This window comes from Streptomyces sp. NPDC032822 (assembly GCF_055578825.1).
In genome coordinates this window covers 625670-645110 of the sequence record NZ_JBVIOL010000004.1, presented here as the reverse complement: position 1 = coordinate 645110, position 19441 = coordinate 625670, and the positions used below count along the sequence as shown (strand labels likewise).

At 72.7% G+C, this 19441-nt stretch carries 11 protein-coding genes and 1 pseudogene; 7 read left to right on the top strand and 5 right to left on the bottom strand.

Features of this window, described 5'->3' with window-relative positions:
* Nucleotides 1-95: 95 nt before the first annotated feature.
* Nucleotides 96-4049, top strand: coding sequence for an NACHT and WD repeat domain-containing protein (locus ACZ5VD_RS15380; protein ID WP_468682449.1), 3954 nt, complete (start codon nt 96-98; stop codon nt 4047-4049).
* 344 nt (nt 4050-4393) lie between these two features.
* Here ACZ5VD_RS15380 and ACZ5VD_RS15375 read toward each other — a convergent pair whose 3' ends face one another.
* Nucleotides 4394-5620, bottom strand: coding sequence for an amidohydrolase family protein (locus ACZ5VD_RS15375; RefSeq protein ID WP_468553674.1), 1227 nt, complete (start codon nt 5618-5620; stop codon nt 4394-4396).
* A gap of 282 nt (nt 5621-5902) precedes the next feature.
* On the opposite strand from ACZ5VD_RS15375, the gene ACZ5VD_RS15370 reads away from it, so the two are divergent.
* A complete protein-coding gene (locus tag ACZ5VD_RS15370; protein WP_468682448.1) occupies nt 5903-7348 on the top strand; it encodes a serine/threonine-protein kinase in 1446 nt (481 codons plus the stop codon).
* On the opposite strand, the gene ACZ5VD_RS15365 is transcribed toward ACZ5VD_RS15370, so the two are convergent.
* A complete protein-coding gene (locus ACZ5VD_RS15365; protein WP_468682447.1) occupies nt 7294-8070 on the bottom strand; it encodes an NAD(P)H-dependent oxidoreductase in 777 nt (258 codons plus the stop codon). The two genes, ACZ5VD_RS15370 and ACZ5VD_RS15365, sit on opposite strands and share 55 nt — an antisense overlap.
* A gap of 98 nt (nt 8071-8168) precedes the next feature.
* On the opposite strand from ACZ5VD_RS15365, the gene ACZ5VD_RS15360 reads away from it, so the two are divergent.
* The gene (locus tag ACZ5VD_RS15360) at nt 8169-9041 is read left to right on the top strand and encodes a helix-turn-helix domain-containing protein (RefSeq protein WP_468682446.1); all 873 of its coding nucleotides are present in this window, start codon (nt 8169-8171) and stop codon (nt 9039-9041) included.
* Here the strand turns inward: ACZ5VD_RS15360 and ACZ5VD_RS15355 are convergent.
* A complete protein-coding gene (locus ACZ5VD_RS15355; protein WP_468682445.1) occupies nt 9038-9862 on the bottom strand; it encodes a TIGR03943 family putative permease subunit in 825 nt (274 codons plus the stop codon). The two genes, ACZ5VD_RS15360 and ACZ5VD_RS15355, sit on opposite strands and share 4 nt — an antisense overlap.
* On the bottom strand, nt 9859-10869 hold the full coding sequence (locus ACZ5VD_RS15350) for a permease (RefSeq protein ID WP_468682502.1): 1011 nt from the start codon (nt 10867-10869) through the stop codon (nt 9859-9861). The genes ACZ5VD_RS15355 and ACZ5VD_RS15350 overlap by 4 nt, the downstream gene beginning before the upstream one ends.
* Nucleotides 10870-11069: 200 nt before the next feature.
* Here ACZ5VD_RS15350 and fxsT point away from each other — a divergent pair, with 200 nt between their 5' ends.
* Both fxsT and ACZ5VD_RS15340 read left to right on the top strand, forming a co-directional pair.
* Entirely contained in the window at nt 11070-13724 is a 2655-nt protein-coding gene (fxsT, locus tag ACZ5VD_RS15345) for an FxSxx-COOH system tetratricopeptide repeat protein (RefSeq protein ID WP_468682444.1), read from the top strand.
* Nucleotides 13725-13836: 112 nt separating this feature from the next.
* Nucleotides 13837-15765, top strand: coding sequence for an NAD-binding protein (locus tag ACZ5VD_RS15340; protein ID WP_468682501.1), 1929 nt, complete (start codon nt 13837-13839; stop codon nt 15763-15765).
* A gap of 326 nt (nt 15766-16091) precedes the next feature.
* Here ACZ5VD_RS15340 and ACZ5VD_RS15335 read toward each other — a convergent pair whose 3' ends face one another.
* Nucleotides 16092-17909, bottom strand: a complete 1818-nt coding sequence (locus ACZ5VD_RS15335; RefSeq protein WP_468553680.1) for a S9 family peptidase — start codon at nt 17907-17909, stop codon at nt 16092-16094.
* Between the two features lie 232 nt (nt 17910-18141).
* Here ACZ5VD_RS15335 and ACZ5VD_RS15330 point away from each other — a divergent pair, with 232 nt between their 5' ends.
* Both ACZ5VD_RS15330 and ACZ5VD_RS15325 read left to right on the top strand, forming a co-directional pair.
* The gene (locus ACZ5VD_RS15330; RefSeq protein WP_468553681.1) at nt 18142-18966 is read left to right on the top strand and encodes an SURF1 family protein; all 825 of its coding nucleotides are present in this window, start codon (nt 18142-18144) and stop codon (nt 18964-18966) included.
* A gap of 105 nt (nt 18967-19071) precedes the next feature.
* Nucleotides 19072-19441: pseudogene (locus tag ACZ5VD_RS15325) on the top strand (hypothetical protein); the annotation flags it as partial.

Here is a 19441-nt window from a genome sequence, read left to right as displayed (position 1 = left end):
GTCCGGAGGCTTAGCCGCAGGTCAGCCGTATAAAATGAGTTTTCCGGTCCGGATGATCACCGGCGCCGGACGACCGTACGCGGAGGAAGTGAGGGGTGGACGCCTTGAGTTCCGACGCCGGGGCACGCACGGCCTTCGCGGAACGCCTCGCCCTGTTGTACAAGGAGGCCGGCAACCCTCCCCTCAAGAGTGTGTCCGAGGCGGTCGAACGGCTGCAGCGGGTCGACGAACGCGGGCGGACCGTACGGGTGTCCGCGCAGCGGATCAGTGACTGGCGGCGGGCCAGGAACGTGCCCGCCCAGTTCGTGGCGCTCTCCGCCGTGCTGCATGTGCTGATCCCCCAGGCCCGGCGGGAACGGCCGGTCGCGGTGGCCGCCGGGCTGTACGACCTCACCCAGTGGCAGAAGCTGTGGGAGCGGGCCGTGGCCGACCCGGCCGGGGAGCGCCCCGCCGGTGCGGAGGGGGAGGAGCGGCAGCCCGGTGTGTGCCCCTACCGGGGGCTCGCCTCCTACCGGCCGCAGGACGCCCGCTGGTTCTTCGGCCGGGAGCGCGGCACCGAGGCGCTCGTCGCGCGGCTGCGTACGGCGGAGAAGACGGGCGGTGTGGTGATGCTCGTCGGCGCGTCGGGGGCCGGAAAGTCCTCGCTGCTGAACGCCGGTCTGGTGCCCGCCCTGCGGCAGGGCGGGCTCGGCGACCGGAGCGACGGCCCGGCACGGGAGGTCGTCCAGCTGGTGCCGGGCGCCGATCCGCTCGGGGAGCTGACGGGCCGGATCACCGGGCTCGCGGACATCACCGACCCGGCACGGGAGCCCGAAGCCGTCCGGGACGCGGTGACCGCGTGGGCGGCGGGCCGGGCGCACTCCGCCGCTCCCCCGGTCGTCATCGTCGACCAGTTCGAGGAAACCTTCACGCTCTGCGCCGACGAGGCGGACCGGCGTACGTTCATCCAGCTCCTGCACGCCGCGTGCGCCCCCGCCGGGCCGGGCGGGCAGGCCCCCGTCCTGGTCGTCCTCGGCATCCGCGCCGACTTCTACGACCAGTGCCTCGGCCATCCCGAACTGGCCGACGCGCTCCAGCACCGGCACATGGTGCTCGGTCCGCTGACCGGCACGGAGTTGCGGGACGCGGTGACCGGGCCCGCCAAGGCCGTGGGCCTGGAGCTGGAGCCGGGGCTCGCGGAGCTGATCGTCCGCGAGGTGAGCGCGGACGGGCCGCGCGGGGCGCACGACGCGGGCGTCCTGCCGCTGCTGTCGCACGCCCTGCTCTCCACCTGGCAGCGCCGCAAAGCGGGCCGGCTGACGCTGGCCGGCTATCGCGCGGCGGGCGGCATCCAGGGAGCGGTCGCGGCGACCGCGGAGCGGGCCTGGTCGGCGCTCGACCCGGCGGCGCGGACGGCGGCACGGCTGCTGCTGCTCCGGCTGGTGCGACTGAGCGAGGACACCCAGGCGACCCGGCGGCGCGGCACGCGACGGCAGCTGGTCCAGGAGTCACGGGACCCCGGCAAGACGGAGGAGTCCCTCGAAGCGCTGGTGAAGGCCCGGCTGTTGACGCTCGACGCGGAGACCGTGGAGATCACCCACGAGGCGCTGCTGACCGCCTGGCCCCGGCTGCGCGACTGGATCGACGAGGGCCGCGGCGACCATCTGCTGCGCCAGCGCCTCGAAGAGGACGGGCGCGCCTGGGAGGACTCGCACCGTGACTCGTCCCTGCTCTACCGGGGGTCGCGGCTGGAGCAGGCCCACGCGTGGGCGCGGTCCGCCGGTGACACCCTCCTGAGCCGTGGCGCGGTGGACTTCCTCGCGGCGTCGGTGCGGCTGCGCCGGCGCACGGTCTGGATCAGCCGTGCCGCCGTCTCCGCGCTGGTGGTGCTGGCCGTGCTGGCCGCCGGTACGGCGTGGATCGCCCGCGAGCAGCGCGACGACGCGGTGTTCGAGCAGGTGCTCGCCGAGGCCGACCGGGTCCAGTACACGGATCCGTCGCTGTCGGCGCAGCTCGGTCTGGTCGCCCACCGGCTGCGCCCGGACGACAGCAGTACGAACAGCCGGCTGATCTCGATCGTGAACACCCCGCTGGCGACCCCGTTGCTGGGTCACACCGGCGCGGTCTACCTCACCTCGTTCAGCCCGGACGGGCGGCTCCTGGCCAGTGCCAGCTACGACCGGACCGTACGGCTGTGGGACGTGTCGGACCCGCGGCGCCCGAAGCCGCTCGGCACCCCCCTCACCGGGCACACCAGCTGGGTGAGCAGCGCGGTCTTCAGCCCGGACGGGCACACCCTCGCCAGCGCGGCCGACGACGGCACGATCCGGCTGTGGGACATCCGGGACCCCGGCCGTCCGCGCCCCCTGGGCGCGCCCCTGACCGGGCACGACGGCACGATCTACCTGGTCGCGTTCAGTCCGGACGGCCGGACGCTGGCCTCCGCCGGCGAGGACCACACGGTACGGCTGTGGGACATGGCCGCCCCGGACGGGCCCGAGGCGCTGAGCACGCTGACCGGTGCCACCGCCGCCGTGCGTTCCGTGGCGTTCGGTCCGGACGGCCGGACCCTGGCGGCCGGCGGCGACGACGACAGCGTCCGGCTGTGGGACGTGTCCGCTCCGCGCCGCCCGGAGCGGTACGAGGCGGTGCTCAAGGGGCATACGGACCTGGTGCACTCGGTGGCGTTCAGCCCGGACGGGCGGACCCTCGCCAGCGGCGGCGCGGACGACACCGTACGGCTGTGGAACGTGTCCGACCCCGCGCGCGCCTCCCAGATCGGCGCGCCTCTCACCGGGCACACCGACGCGATCTGGTCGGTGGCGTTCGCGCCGGACGGCACGACCCTGGCGGTGGCCAGCGCGGACAGCACGGCGAGCCTGTGGAACGTCAGCGATCCCGCGTACGCCTCGCAGGTCGGCGAACCTCTCGCGGGCAGCAGCGGCGAGATGTACGCGCTGGGCTTCAGCCCCGACGGGCGGACCCTCGCCACCGGGAGCGGTGACAGCAAGGTCCGCCTGTGGTCGATCCCCACCTCGGACATGATCGGCCGGATCGGGGTGTTCCGCCCGGACGGCAGGGTGCTCGCCACCGCCGCGCGGGACGGCCGGATCCGGCTGTGGAACGTGGCGAATCCGGACCGGCCGGTGGCGCTGGGCGAGCCGTTCACGCCCGGCGAGGGCGAGGTGCGGGCGCCGGTGTTCTCCCCCGACGGCCGCACCCTCGCGGTGCTGACGGGCAACCGCTCGGTCCAGCTGTGGAACGTCACCGACCCGGCCCGGCCCGTCGCCCACGGGCCGCCCCTCACCCTGCGGACCCGGTTCGCGGCCGCGCTGGCCTTCAGTCCGGACGGGCGCACCCTGGCCACCGCCTACGAGGAGTTCACCATCCAGTTGTGGGACCTCGCCGACCCGTCCCACCCGCGTCGACTCGGTTCACAGCTCACCGGCCACAAGGGCTATGTCAACACCCTCGTCTACAGTCCGGACGGTCACACCCTGGCCAGCGGCAGCGCGGACGGCACCATCGGGCTCTGGAACGTCACCGACCCCGCGAAGGCCCGCCGTCTCGGTCCCGCCCTCACCGGGCACCTCGGCCCCGTCAACGCGCTCGCCTACAGCCCGGACGGCCACACCCTGGCCAGTGCCGGCGACGACGACTCGGTCCGGCTCTGGAACGTCTCCGACCCCGCGAAGGCCCGCCGCCTGGGTCCCGCCCTCACCGGGCACACCGAGGCGGTCGTGTCCCTCACCTTCAGCCGCAGGGGCCGGATCCTGGCGAGCGGCGGCAACGACAACACGGTCCGGCTCTGGAACGTCACCACCCCGTCCGAGACCACCCCCATCGGCCAGTCGATGAGCCCCAACGCCAAGACGGGCAACTTCCTCGCGTTCAGCCCCAGCAGCCACTACGTCGGGGTGTCGAGCGGCACGGACACCGTCCGGCTGTGGAACCTCGACGTCGACGCGGCCGTCCGGCACGTCTGCGCGACGACCGAGGGCGTACTGACCCCGGAGAAGTGGGACGAGTACCTGCCGCGGCTGTCGTACGAGCCTCCGTGCGACACCTGACGGGACCCGCCGGAGGCGTGATCCCGCTCACAAGTCCTCAGGGCAGCTGCACGGTCCGCTCCCGTCGGGCCGACAGCGTTGTTAGGCTTGGCCATAGCCCGACCGCTGGTGCATCCCCCGTCGCCAGCGGTCGGGTCTTTTCGTGCCTCGCGGCCGGGTTCCGGAGCGGGCTCGCCCCCTTCGGGAAGGGTGGTGAGCGCCGCCGTGAGCAGGCACGTCGGCATCGTCACCACCGTGCACGCACCCTCGGCCCGGTTCCTCTCCGACGCCCACGAGCCGCTGTGCGCCCAGGGGTTGCCGACCGTCCGGGAGACGGCCCGGCGCGTCCGCGCGGGCGAATCCGCTCAGGCGGTTCGGTCGCGGTCGAAGGAGAGGTCCAGCATCCGGATGGCGTTGCCCCGCAGCAGCTTGTACGTCACCTCGTCGGAGAGGCCGGCCACATGCTCCTGGGCGACCTGCTTGGTGTGCGGCCAGGTCGAGTCGACGTGCGGGTAGTCCGTCTCGAAGGTGGCGTTGTCCACGCCGACGGTCTCGATCGCCTCGATGCCGTGCCGGTCGCGGAAGAAGCAGCAGAAGATCTGCCGGTAGTAGTACGTCGACGGCGGCTCCGGGATCAGGTCCCGGACCCCGCCCCACGCCCGGTGCTCCTCCCAGACGTCGTCGGCGCGTTCCAGGGCGTACGGGATCCAGCCCATCTGCCCCTCGCTGTAGGCCAGTTTCAGCCGGGGGAACTTCACCAGGACCCCGGAGAAGAGGAAGTCCATCATCGACGCCATGGCGTTGTTGAAGCTCAGCGCGGCCTGGACGGCGGGGGGTGCGTCGGGGGACGCGGCCGGCATCTGGGAGCTGCTGCCGATGTGCATGTTCACCACGGTCCCGGTCTCCTCGCAGGCCGCGAAGAACGGGTCCCAGTAGCCGGAGTGGATCGACGGCAGCCCGAGATAGGTGGGGATCTCGCTGAACGTCACGGCCCGCACGCCCCGTTCGGCGTTGCGCCGGATCTCCGCGACGGCCAGGTCGATGTCCCACAGCGGGATGAGGCAGAGCGGGATGAGCCGGCCGCCGCTGTCCCCGCACCACTCCTCGACCATCCAGTCGTTGTACGCCCGCACACAGGCGAGCCCGACCTCCTTGTCCTTGGCCTCCGCGAAGGTCTGCCCGCAGAACCTCGGGAACGTCGGGAAGCAGAGCGAGGCCTCGACGTGGTTCATCTCCATGTCGTCCAGCCGGGCCTTGGGATCCCAGCAGCCCCGCCGCATCTGCTCCCGGGTGATCCCGTCGAGCGTCATCTCGTCCCGTGAGAAGCCGACGGCCGCGATGATGCGCTTGTAGGGGAACAGCTCGCCCTCGTACTCCCACCAGTCGGTGGTCTGTCCCTCCGGGTCCGTCGTGAACCGGTACTTCCCCCCGACGTACTGCAGATCCCCGATCCCCGCGGTGAACGGCTTCGGCCCGCGGTCCCGGTACTTCGCCGGGAGCCATGTCTCGAAGAGATGCGCGGGTTCGATCACGTGATCGTCCACGCTGATGACCTTGGGCAGTTCCCTGGCACTGCTGTCGGCGCCGACCATGGTGACTCCCTACGCTGGAATCTGACGAGTCGTCAGATTCCAGCGTAGGGGGCGGTCCCGACGGCAGCAATACACACCGCCTTGATCAACCGGCCCCGCCATCCGGCGGTAGGCTGGGCCGGCTGCGGTACCCCCCACCCAACGCCCGCGTCTCCGTGGTGTGTTGCGGCCTGCGGCTGGTCGAGACGTCATTGCGGCAATCACCGCATCCACTGCATCCATCCACGGCATTCACGGCATTCACGGCATTCACGGCATTCACGGCATGAGGACGAATCACAGGTGCTGATAGCGGGCCGGTACCGGCTGCACGATCCCATCGGTCGCGGCGCGATGGGGGAGGTCTGGCGGGCGTTCGACGAGACCCTGGGCAGGACGGTGGCCGTCAAGCTGCTGCTTCCCCAGGACACGGACCCGACGGCGACCTCCCGCTTCCGGCTGGAGGCGCAGACCGCGGGGCGGCTCAACCATCCGTATGTGGTGGCGGTCTACGACTTCGGCGAGTACGACGGCCGGCTCTTCCTGGTGATGGAACTGGTCGAGGGCGACAGCCTCGACCGTGTGCTCGCCGCCCGGGGCCCGCTTCCTGTCGAACAGGTGGCCAAGATCGCCACGCAGGCCGCGGCCGGGCTCGCCGCCGCCCACCAGCAGGGCATCGTGCACCGCGACATCAAGCCCGCCAACCTGCTGCTGGATGCCGAAGGCACCCTGAAGATCGGTGACTTCGGCATCGCCCGTTTCGTCGACGACCCGTCCGGCGCGCTCACCACCACCGGCCAGATCGTCGGCACCAGCCTCTACCTCGCCCCCGAGCGGGCGCTCGGAAAGCCCGCGGGGCCGGCCTCGGACGTGTACGCGCTGGGCTGTCTGCTCTACCAACTCCTCACCGGGCGACCGCCGTTCCGGGCCGACAGCGCGATGGAGATCCTGCACCAGCACCTCGACGCCGTCCCCGTCCCGCCCCGCCAGGACCGCCCCGACCTCCCGCCCGCCTTCGAGAACTTCCTCCTCGGCCTCCTCGCCAAGCAGCCCGCGGACCGTCCCACGACGCTCCAGGTCGCCGAGTGGTTCGGCGGCGGGTCCTGGCAGGGGCGGCCCGAACCGCTGCCGGCACCGGAGCCCGCACCGGCCCGGTCCGCCTCGCCGCTGCGGCAGCCGCCCGCACCGGGTGGCCGCGGCGGTTCGGAGACGGGGCCCGCGACCACGTACGCGCTGCCCTCGGCGGTCGGGCGCTCTTCCCGGTCCCGCACGGGCGGTCGTCCGGCCGGTCGCACGACCAGTGGCTCGGACGGCCGTCCAGCCGGGCGTCCCCGGGGGCGTGGGCCGGGCGCGCACCGGCCGAGGATGGCGGCCACGGCCGCCGGTGTGCTGGTCTTCCTGGCCGCGATGGCCGCCGGCATGCTCTGGTTCTCGCCCGGCAACAGCTCGGCGGAGAGCCCCGGGGACGGCACTTCGACCGGTACGAGTGGCAGTGCCGTCACACCGGCGCCGACGCCGACCCCGAGTGCCTCCGACGCGTACGGCTCCGATCTGTCCGACGAGCCCGAGGCCGCTCCTACGCCCGTCTCCCCGACGACGGCCTCCCCGACGCCCACCCCGGCCCTCACCTCCACCACGCCGACCCCCGTCTCCACGCCGTCCGTGACGGACGACGGCCGACAGGACGGGCCCGGTCAGGACACGGGCCGGGACGAGGAAGAGGGCAACGAGGACAACGGGGACGACTGAAACGCGGCGGTGAACGACGACTGGGGTACGGCCGTGAACAGGGTGTCGAGGCGGTGGGCGTACGCCTCGCGGATCCCGGCGTAGCGGTCCGCGGCGAGGACGTTCGCCTCGGGCACCGTGAACGGCTCCAGCGCGGCCATGCCGGTGAAGGTGAACAGGCCGTGCTGGAGCGGGCGGAGCGTGTCCGCGAGGGCGCCGTGGATGCCGTCGGCGGCGAAGGAGCGCTCACGGGCACCGTGTGTCACCGCCAGCAGGGCCCGGCGGCCGGCCAGCGGCGCGTCCTCGCCGTAGGGCGCGGTGACCTGCGGGCCGTACGTGAAGCCGCTGGTGAAGACGCGGTCGATCCAGCCCTTAAGGATCGCCGGAGGGGCGAACCACCACAGGGGGAAGTGCAGGATCACCGCGTCCGACCAGCGGATCTTCTCCTGTTCGGCGGCGATGTCCGGGGCGAGGCGGCCGGCCAGGGTGGCCGTCTCGGAGGCGTCCATCACGTGCAGACGGTGGTCCGCGGGATGCTCGGGGAAGTCGTCGGCGTCGACCGTCGCCTTCCACTTCATCGCGTAGAGGTCGGAGAGCCGTACCTCGTGGCCCGCCGCGCGGAGGTGGTCGACCGCGAAGGCGGTGAGGGAGGCGTTGAGGGAACGGGGGTCCGGGTGGGCGCTGACCACGAGGATCTTCCTGCCCTGGAGCGGCCGGGTGCCCTGGTCGGTGGTTTTCGTCATGCGGCCACGTTCTCCCGGGGGCCGACCGGCAGCCAGAACCCTGCGGATCCGGTGGACCCGCACTCCTGGTACTGCGAGGGCCACCCATACTGGACCGCATGGACGGCGTACGCGGGTCGGGGGACGGCAAGGCGCTCGGCGGGTTTCTGCGCGCCCGGCGCGGGCGGGTCGCGCCGGAGCGGGTGGGGATCGCCGGGGGCGGTCGGCGGCGTGTGCGCGGGCTGCGCCGCGAGGAGCTGGCCCTGCTCGCCGGGATCAGCGTCGACTACTACGTCCGTCTCGAACAGGGCCGGGCCACCCAGCCGTCCCCCGAGGTCCTCGACGCGCTCGCCCGTGTCTTCGACCTCGACCCGGCGGAGCGCCGGCACCTCTGCACCCTGGCCTCCGGACGGCCCGAACCCACGCCCCGGCTCCGCGTCGGCCCCGTACTGCTGCGCGCCCTGGAGGCCATGGCCCCGCTGCCCGCCTTCGTGACGGACCACCGCCTCGACGTCGTCGCCTGGAACGACCTGGGCGGCGAGCTCATGGGCGGCCTCGCGGACCCCGCCCGCCGGGACCGCAACAACGCCCGCTTCCTCCTCCTCGACCCCGCCGCGCGCGACCTGTACCCCGAGTGGGAGGCCCGGGCCGCGGAGGCGGTCGGGCAGCTGCGGGTGGCCGCGGGACGCTACCCCGACGACACCGAACTGGGCGCGCTGATCGCCGGGTTGCTCGGCGACAGCGCCGACTTCCGGCGGATCTGGGACTCCGGCGAGGTCGTGATGTGCGCGGCGGGCCGCAAACGGCTGCGCCACCCCACCGCCGGGCTCCTCGACCTCGAACACGAGACCCTGCACGTGCCGGCCGCGCCCGGTGAGAGCGGGCTGATCATGCACGTGTTCAGCGCCGGGGAGGGGACGGCGGAGGCCGCGGCCCTCTCACGGCTGGCGACGGCCCTCGCCCGGCGCCCGGTGGATCTCGGCGCTCGCTAGTTGTTCCACGTCTCGTCGTACGGGTCCTTCGGCGCCTTGACCGGTGTGGCACCGCTGACCTCGATGAACGGGATCGGACCGCCGTTGACCGGGTCCTTGGTCCGCCGGGCCGTGTACGTGCCGGTGACCTCCAGCCAGCTGTCCGGTTGCAGCACGGGCGGGATCCGGCCGGTGAGACCGACCTTGACCGGCTGGGCGTCCGCGGCACAGCAGTTGAGGGCCATCCGGACCAGATACGGCGTCCCCGCCCCGTCCAGCGCGACGAACCCGGTGACCTTGACCTGCCGGTCGCCGAGGGAACGTCCGTGGTCGTAGGCCGCGCGGCCCGCGTAGTCGACGAGGTTGAGGCGGAGCGGTCCGTCGGCCGGCAGCGCGGCATAGCCGAACGGCTGCTGAAGGGCCGTACCCGTGCGCAGCGCGCTGTACGAACCGAGGGCGGGCGGGGCGACGAGGATCAGCGCGAGGAGGGGGAGGACGAGCAGCCAGGAGACGCGGGGTTCGCGATGCGCGTGGGTGTCCTCTCCCCGGGCGTGGGCGCCTTCCGCGTGCGGGGGGCCGTCTGCCGCGTGCGGGTGGGCGTCTGCTCCCTGCGCGTGGGCGCCTTCTCCCCGCGGGTGGGCGTCTGCTTCCTGCGGGTGCTTCTTCGCGCGCCACTCGTACCAGACCGTCGCCACCGCCGCCGCGATCAGTACGACGCCGGCGGCCAGCAGCATCGGGCGCAGCCCGGCCTTCACGTACCGCAGGTAGAGGTCGGTGGCGCCGGCGTGCAGCAGGGCCGCGCCGAGCAGGAACAGGACGGCGGCCTGCGCCTGCCGGTTCACAGGAACACCGCCCCGGTCAGCACCGACACCGTGACGGCGAGGACGAAGGTCGTGGGCGCGAACCGCAGCGCGAAGCCCCGCCCGAACGTCCCCGCCTGCATCGCGAACAGCTTCAGGTCGATCATCGGCCCGACGACCAGGAACGCCAGCCGGGCGGTGAGCGAGAACTGGGTCAGCGACGCCGCCACGAACGCGTCCGCCTCCGAGCAGATCGACAGCAGTACGGCGAGGATCGCGAGCGCCAGCACCGAGATGACGGGGTGGTCGGCGGCGGCCTGGAGCCACCTCTCCGGCACCACCGCCTTGAGCGTCGCCGCGGCCATCGCGCCGATGACGAGGAACCCGCCCGCGTGCATCACGTCGTGCCGGACCGAGCCCCAGAACGCGGCGCCCCGACCCTGGCCGTCGTAGGTCTCCCTGGCAGGTGGGCGCAGCCAGTCGGTGCGGCCGAGGCGCAGCCACAGCCAGCCCATCGCGCAGGCCACCAGCAGACTCGCGACGAGACGGGCGAGGACCATCTCGGGGTTGCCGGGGAAGGCCACGGCGGTGGCCGTCAGCACGATCGGGTTGATGGCCGGCGCGGACAGCAGGAACGCCAGCGCCGCGGCCGGCGTGACCCCCCGCCGTACCAGCGCCCCCGCCACCGGCACCGACGCGCACTCGCAGCCCGGCAGCACCACTCCCGCCATCCCGGCCACCGGGACCGCCAGAGCGGGCCGCTTGGGCAGCGCGCGGGCGAAGAACGACGCCGGCACGAACACCGCGATGGCCGCCGACAGCAGTACCCCCAGCACGAGGAAGGGCAGCGCCTGCACGATCACGGCGACGAAGACGGTCGTCCAGCTCTGCATCACGGGCGCGCCGAGGGCCCGGCGGATGGGGCCTTGCGCGAGCACCATCAGGACCAGGGTGAGGGTGAGCGCGAGCTGGGAGTTGAGCCGCCACCCGCTCTGCTCGGTCCGCTCGGTCCGCTCGGTCCGCTCGCCGCTCCCGGTCTCCGGAGGGATCGCGCCCGTCTCCTGCGGGGCCGATTTGGTGATGGCCACGGGTGAGGTACCTCCGGGCTTCGCGGGCTTGAGGTCGGGATCGATCCCTGTGTCTCCTGTACGCGTATACGCGGATTCGGCCGCCGTTGCTCAACTCCGCGCGGGATCATGTGCGGGAACGGTACGACAGGCACGGGGTGGACGGGGCTCGGGGGGCGGGGATGACCGACGGTGCCGTGCGGCAGCGGTTCTTCATCAGTTACGCGGGGGTGGACCGTCCCTGGGCGGAGTGGATCGGCTGGTATCTGAAGGAGGCCGGTCACGAGGTCGTGCTCGACGTGTGGGACTGGCGTACCGGCGACGACTTCGTGGAGCGCATGGAGCAGGCGGTCGCCGGGTCGGACGCCGTGGTGGCGCTGCTCTCCCGGTCGTACTTCGATCCCGAGCGCTGGACGAAGGCGGAGAAGAACGCGACACTCGCGCGGGGCGGACGGCTGATCCCACTCGCCGTGGAACCCTTCCCCCTGTCCGAACTGCCTCCGCTGCTCGCCCCGTTGATCCACACCAAGGTCCACGGGCTGGACGAGGCCGGCGCGCTGAAGGCGTTGCGGGAGGCGATCGACGGGGGCGGGCTGCCGGAGACACCGCCCGCCTATCCGGGCACCGCCGGGGCGACGGGCGAGGAGCCGTCGGAGAACGACGAGAAGCCCCGGCTCCCCCACCGACCGGCCCCGTCGGAGGCCGTGTCCAACATCGGCCGCCGCAACCCCGACTTCTCGGGCCGCGAGGCGGAGCTGGCCCGGCTGCGGGACGATCTGCTCGGCGGACGGCAGACCGTGGTGCGGGCCCTGCACGGGCTGGGCGGGATCGGGAAGACACAGATCGCGCTGGAGTACGCGCACCGGTTCGCCGGGCAGTACGACCTGATGTGGTGGATCGACGCGGAACAGGCCGACCAGATCCCCGTCCACTACACGGAACTGGCGGACCGGCTGGGGCTCGCCAAGCCGGACGCCGGTTCCGAACACAACGCACAGGTGCTGCTGGGCCATCTGCGGGCGCGGCAACGGTGGTTGATCGTGCTGGACAACGCGGAGGACCCGGAACCGATCAGTTCCTGGCTGCCCGAGGGGCCGGGGCATGTGCTGATCACCTCGCGGAACCCGAACTGGCGGGGAGTGGCCCGGCAGACCGAGCTGGACGTGTTCGGGCGAGCGGACGCCGTGTCGTATCTCCGGGGACAGCTCCCCGCCATCGCGGCCGAGGACGCCGATCTCCTCGCCACCGGCCTGGGTGATCTCCCGCTCGCCCTGGCCCAGGCGGTGGGCGTGGTCGGCAGCGGGATGACCATCACGCGGTACCGCGAACTCGTGGCCACGAACACCGAGCAGATCCTGAAGGTGGGCGGCGCTCCCGGCTATCCGGCCTCGCTGGCGGCGGCCTCGGAGATCGCGACGGGGCGGCTGGAGGGCGAGTACGCCGACGCGTTGGACCTGCTCCGGCTCGGCGCGTACTTCGGTCCGGACCCGATTCCGACCCGGTGGCTGGAGAGGTCCCGGCCCCGGCTCACCACGATCTCCGGCGATCCGGACGACGTGATGTGGCCGCTCAACGCCCTCAAGGAACTGAGCCGGTTCGGACTCGCCCGCGTCGATCACGAGAGCTTCCAGATCCACCGGCTCACCCAGGCCGTGCTCCGGGACCGGATCGGGGTGGCGGGGGCGGAGGCTCTCCGGTCCGATGTCGCCACGGTGCTGTCCGGGGCCGTGCCGGGCGATCCGGAATCGCCGGAGACCTGGCCCGCCTGGGCGTCGTTGACCGCGCACCTCGTCGCCGCGCACATCGACCGCACCGAGGGGCCCGAACTGCGGTCGGCGCTGCTGGACGCGGCCCTGTTCCTCGTTCTGAGCACGCAGGCGCGCGGTGCGTTGAAGCTGACCTCCGAGTTGGGCGAGTCGTGGACCGTCTCACTGGGAGCGGATCACCCCGACACCCTGACGTGCATGGAGTACCTCGGTCGCGTGACAGGCGAGACCGGCGATGTCAACGAAGCCCTGGACCTCATCAGGGACACGCTCGCCCGTCGCCGTCGCGTCCTCGGCGAGGACCATCCGGACACCCTCCGGTCGGCCAACGATCTGTCGGCCACCCTGGACCTGTGCGGGAGGCCCTCGGAGTCGTACGGCATCATCCAGGACGTCCTCCGACGCCGCCGACTCGTTCTGGGCAAGGACCACGCGCACACCCTTCAGGCCGCCAGCAGCCTCGCCACCATGCTGAACAAGCTCGGAGAACACGAACAAGCACACCGCATGTACGTGGAGCTCCTCGAACACCAACGCCGTTCCCTGGGCGACAACCACCGGGACACCCTGGACTCCGCCAATGGATTCGCCACGGCCCTGATAAGTCTTGGCAGACACAGAGAGGCACGCGAGATGCTCGATGACGTCATCGAGCGCCAGCGGCGAGCCATCGGTGCGAGCCATCGCGAGACACTGGGGACGGCACATCAACTCGCCTATGTGCTCTCCGAGCTGGGTGAGCACGAAGAGTCCCGCCGTCTCTTCGAGGACGTCATCGACAGGCAGCGGCAGATCATGCGTGAGGACCATCCCGAAGCGCTCACCACGGTCCATGGCCTGGCCTTGACGTTGTTCCAACTCCGCCAGTTCTCACAAGCGGCCCGGCTGTTCGAATCCGTACGCAACGACGCGCGACGGATCCTGGGGGACGAAGCGGAACTCACGGTGAAGGCCACGCAGAACCTGGCCGCCACCTTCATCGCCCTGGGCCGCCCCTTCGAAGCCCAACGCCTCCTGAGGGGCCGGCCCAAGGGCGCCAAGTCCCCCCGCAAGAAGAAGAAGCGCCGCTAGCCGGTGATCGGTGGCGCGGTCGTGCAACCGGTGTCCTGGTGAGGCAGTCTTTCCCCTCGTGGCAAGTGTTCCGAATCAGAGTCCGCCCGGTGGCACGGCCGCGGCGCAGCACATGGTGGTGTGCGGCGACGACGGTCTCGCGCACCGGCTGGCCGCCGAGCTGCGCGGGGTGTACGGCGAACAGGTCACGCTCGTCGTGCCGCCCGCCGAGCGCACCGCCCGCCAGCCGGTCGTCGGACGCGCCCGTGCCGCTTCGGCGCTGCTGGACCGGATGGTGAACGCGGCCGTCAACCGGGCCGGAGGCACCGGCACTTCCCCTCTCCCGGCCCCGGCCGCGAGCGATCCGGTGCTGGTGGAGGCCGCCGAGGCGAGCGAGACTGTACTCGCCGAGGCGGGTGTGGAGCGGGCCGCCGCGCTCGCCCTCGTGTACGACGACGACGAGACGAACATCCGCGCCGCTCTCACCGCCCGCCGCCTCAACCCCACGCTGCGGCTCGTCCTGCGGCTCTACAACCGGCGGTTGGGGCAGCACATCGAGGAACTCCTCGACCAGGCCGCCGCGTTGGCGACCGGCGGCACGACCGGTCCCGGCGCGGTCTTCGACGCCTCGACGACCGTGCTGTCCGACGCCGACACGGCCGCACCGGCGCTGGCCGCGAGCGCGGTCGCCGGCACCAGCAAGGTCGTCCAGACCGACGGGCTGATGCTGCGCGCGGTGGAGCGGCCCGCGCCCGGGCCCGGCGAGCGTGCCGACCCGGGGCCGGCCACCCTCGCGCTGCTCTCCGCGACGCCGGGCGACCCGGCCGACGACGCGAACCGCTCCGAGAGCGGCGAGCAGGGGCCTGTGCTGCTGCCCGACGCGGCGACGGTACGCGCTGCCGCCGGACGCGGGACCGTCGTACTGGAGCAGGTGTCGTACTCGGGGCCCGCGCTGTCCTCCGGGCGGTCGATCGTGCCGCCGTTCGCCTCGTTGTTCTCGCGGCGGCTGCGGTGGTCGCTGGCCGGTCTGGTGGGGTGCGTGATCGCGCTCGCGGTCGCGTTGACGCTGGTCACCGGTGACCATCCGCTGCACGCGACCTATCTGACGCTGCTCGACCTGTTCGCGATCAACGATCCGGCCATCGGCGCGGACATCGGCCGTCAGATCCTCCAACTCCTCTCCGGGCTCGTCGGGTTGCTGCTGCTTCCGGTGCTGCTGGCCGCGGTGCTGGAGGCGCTGGGCACCTTCCGGAGCGCGTCCGCGCTGCGCAAGCCGCCGCGAGGGCTCGGCGGGCATGTCGTCCTGCTCGGGCTCGGCAAGATCGGCACCCGGGTGCTGACCCGGCTGCGCGAACTGAACATTCCCGTGGTGTGCGTCGAGGCCGACCCGGACGCCCGTGGGCTCGCCACGGCCCGGCGGCTGCGGGTGCCGGTGATCCTCGGCGACGTCACCCAGGAAGGTGTCCTGGAGGCCGCCAAGATCCACCGTTCGTCGGCGCTGCTCGCGGTGACCAGCGCGGACACCACCAACCTGGAGGCCGTGCTGTACGCCCGGTCCGTGCGGCCCGATCTGCGGGTCGTGCTCCGGCTGTACGACGACGACTTCGCGACCGCCGTGTACCGCACCCTGCGGGCCGCGCACCCGGGGGCGTCCACGCGGAGCCGGAGTGTGTCGCACCTGGCGGCGCCCGCGTTCGCCGGGGCGATGATGGGGCGGCAGATCCTGGGGGCGATCCCGGTCGAGCGGCGGGTGCTGCTGTTCGCGGCCGTGGAGGTGGGCGGGCACCCGCAGTTGGAGGGGAAGACGGTCGGGGAGGCGTTTCGGGCGGGGGCATGGCGGGTGCTCGCGCTGGACACGGGGGCCTCCGGCGGTGGGCGGGAGGAGCCTGCCGTGGAGGAGGCCTATGAGGAGCGGGGGTTGGCGCGGGCGTCGGGGTTGGTGTGGGATCTGCCCGACACGTATGTCCTGCGGGGCTCCGACCGGGTGGTGCTGGCGGCTACTCGGCGAGGGCTCGCGGAGTTGCTGGGCCGGCGGGCCCGGCGTGAGCAGGCCGAGGTGTAGGGGCTCCGCCCCTACGACCCCGCCAGGGGGCTCCCGCCCCCTGAACCCCCGGCCTACGCCCACCCACCACCCGACTCGGTCGGACAAGAAGTGGCCCTCGCCTCCGCCCCGGCCGGACACGAAGCGAACCGCTCCTCACGCCGGACGACTCGGCCCGCCGAGAAGTGGACCTCTCCTCAGGGCCAGGCCCTCGTCGAGAAGTCGGCCTCTCCCCAGGGCCAGGACCCCGTCGAGAAGTCGGTCTTTCCTCAGAGCCAAGCCCCCTCATCGAGAGACGAACCTCTCCTCCAGCCCGCCCCTCCCCCTCCCTCTCCGCCCGATCAGCGCTACCCCGCCAAATGCCTCGCCGCGAAGTCCAGTTCCAGGCTTACCTGCTTGATTCGTTCGTCGACCACCAGGGAGCCGTGGCCCGCGTCGTAGCGGTACACCTCGTGGACGGCGCTCCTCGCCTCCAGGCGTTTGACGTAGTTGTCGATCTGGCGGATCGGGCAGCGTGGGTCGTTCACGCCGGCCGAGATGTAGACCGGGGCCTTGACCTGGTCCACGTAGGTCAGCGGGGAGGACGCCTCGAAGCGTTCCGGGACCTCCTCCGGGGTACCGCCCAGCAGGGTGCGGTCCATGGCCTTCAGGGCTTCCATCTCGTCGTGGTACGCCGTGACGTAGTCGGCGACCGGGACCGCCGCGATGCCCAGGGCCCAGGCGCCGGGCTGGACGCCGATGCCGAGGAGGGTGAGATAGCCGCCCCAGGAGCCGCCGGTGAGGATCAGCCGGGCGGGGTCGGCGAGGCCGGAGTCGATCGCCCAGTCGCGGACCGCGGCGATGTCCTCCAGCTCGATCAGGCCGACGCGGTGCTTGAGGGCGTCGGTCCAGGCGCGGCCGTAGCCCGTGGAGCCCCGGTAGTTGACGCGGACCACCGCGTACCCGTGGTCGACCCAGGCCGCCGGGCCCGCGGCGAAGGAGTCGCTGTCGTGCCAGGTCGGGCCGCCGTGGATGTCGAAGACCGTGGGGAGCGGGCCGGTCGCGCCGGCCGGCTTCTGGACCAGGGCGTGGATCCGGCCGCCCGGGCCCTCCACCCACACGTCCTCGACCGGGACGGAGCCCGGGGACTTCATGCCGGGCGGGTCGAGGACGACCTCGCCGGTGGTGGAGCGGACCGTCGACGGCTCGGCGGAGGAGGACCAGAGGTACTCCACGCTGCCGTCGGGGCGGGCGGTCGCGCCGGAGACGCTGCCGGCCGGGGTGGGGATCTCGACCAGTTCGCGGTGCGCCAGGTCGTAGCGGAACAGTTCGCTGCGGGCCTCGAAGCTGTGCGCGATGAGCAGTCCGGTGCCGTCCGGGTACCACTCGGCGCTGACGTCACCGGGCAGCTCCAGGGCCAGGTCGGCCTGCTCGCCGGTGGCCACGTCCCAGACCAGGGGTTCCCAGCGACCGCGCCGCTGGTGGCCGATGAGCAGCCGGGTGTCCCCGGCCACCGGTGCGAAGCCGAGGATCTCCAGGCCGAGTTCCTCGGTGCCGCCCCGGGTGTCGTCGAGGTCGGCGACCGCCGTGCCGTCGGGGCGCAGGACGCGCAGCGCGGAGTGCATCGCGTCGCCGTGCTCGGTGTGCTCGATCGCGATCAGCGAGCCGTCGTGGGAGAGGTCGCCGACGCCCGCCGACTCGCGGTGCCGGTAGATCTCCACCGGGTCCTCGCCGGTGCGGGCGAGATGGATCGTCGTACCGTCCTCGTCGGTGGAGCGGCCCACGACCGCCGTGCGGCCGTCCCGCCCGAGCGCCAGGCCCGCCGGGTAGGAGGCCTCCAGGCCCGGGGTGGCGAGCGTGTCCTCCCCGCCGGTGAAGGGCTGGCGGCGCCAGACGCCGAACTCGTCGCCGTCCTTGTCGTCGAACCACCACACCCAGGTGCCGTCCGGGGAGAGCACCCCGTCCGTCGTGCCGTTCGGCCGGTCGGTCACCTGGCGTTGCCCGCCCGTCGCGCGGTCCCAGGCATACAGCTCGTACGTCCCCGTCGCGTTCGACACGAACAGGGAACGGTCCGGTGCGTCCTCCGCCCAGTCGGGCAGTGACACCCGGGGCGCCCGGAAGCGCTTCTCCCAGTCCGGCATCTCCTCGTTCCGCTCGGCCGCAGCGGATCCGTTGCTCTCAGTCATGGCCCCATACTGCCCGTCCCCGCCGACAATGCACTGACCAGGTCCCCAGCCTGTGGACAACCGGGCGTCTGTGGACAACCCGACCGGGCCGATCTGGACAATCCGGCCCGCCGAGCAGGCCCACCGGGCCGACTGGACCGGGACCGGACCGGGGCCCTGCCGGGACCCGGGCCGGCCGATCGGCGCGACCCCGCGACCGGGACCCGCGCCCCGGCCCCGTACCTTTGAAGGCGTGTACCGGTTTCTGCTGACGCCCCGTTGGTGGGGGATCAACGTCTTCGTGCTGCTCGCCATCCCCTTCTGCGTGTTCATGGGGTCGTGGCAGCTGAGCCGCTTCGAGGACCGGGTACAGGCCCACGATTCGGCGACCGCCAAGGCCGACTCCGAGGAGCGGGCCGCCGCCCGGCCGCTGGCCGAACTGCTGCCCGTGGACAAGGCGACCTCCGGCGAGCTCGCCACCGTGACCGGGCGGTACGACCGCCAGCTCCTCGTCCCGGACCGTGAACTGGACGGCGAGAAGGGCTACTACGTCCTGACGCTGCTGCGCACCGACGACGGCAAGGCCCTGCCCGTCGTCCGGGGCTGGCTGCCCGGCACCGCCGACCCGGCGAAGGCCCCGGCCGCGCCCACCGGCGAGGTCACCGTCACCGGTGTGCTCCAGGCGTCCGAGACGCCCGGCGACAACGGCGTCAGCGCGCGGGGTGGCCTGCCGACCGGGCAGACCGCGGCGATCAGCGCGGCGTCGCTGGTGAACCTGGTGCCGTACGGCGTGTACGACGCGTGGGTCACGCTGGAGCAGGCGGACGCCGGGATGACGGCCGTACCGGCGGCGGCGCCTCCGAACACCGGGCTGGATCTGAAGGCCTTCCAGAACCTCGGGTACACCGGGGAGTGGTTCGTGTTCGCCGGGTTCGTGGTGTTCATGTGGTTCCGGCTGCTGCGGCGGGAGATCGAGTTCGTACGGGACTCCGCGCTGGGCCTGTTGCCGGACCCTGACGAGCCGGCCGATGAGGCAGCTGACGGGGAGCCGGTCACCGCGGACGCCGGGGCCAAGTGACCCGGAGCCGACGCCCTGGGGCCCGAGGGTAGATCGCGCGGCCCGGCGCCGACGCTGTGCCTCCGCCTCTTATGGGTCGAGAGCCGCCCTGCGGCAGGACTGCCCGTGGACTGGCGACATCTGCGGTCCATGAGCCGCGAGCCGACGGCGTCGACGGGCCGCGGGCCTGCGATGGATGCCCCCACCGGCGCGCGTGCCGACGGACCGCAGGCCCATCCCTACGCCGACGCCTCGGGCGACCCGCAAGCCGCGGACCGGCGCCGTACCCGGGCGACCGGCAGGCCTACGCCAGAACCGACCCGTAAGCCGGCCGACGCCGTGGCCCGGCCGTGGCCCACCCCACGCTCCTCACGCAGCGGGCAGCGGGCAGCGGGCAGCGGGCAGCGGGCAGCGGGCAGCGGGCAGCGGGCAGCGGGCAGCGGGCAGGCCTACGCTCCCGCCAGCAGTCCCGTCCAGTACACGGTTCCCGCGCACG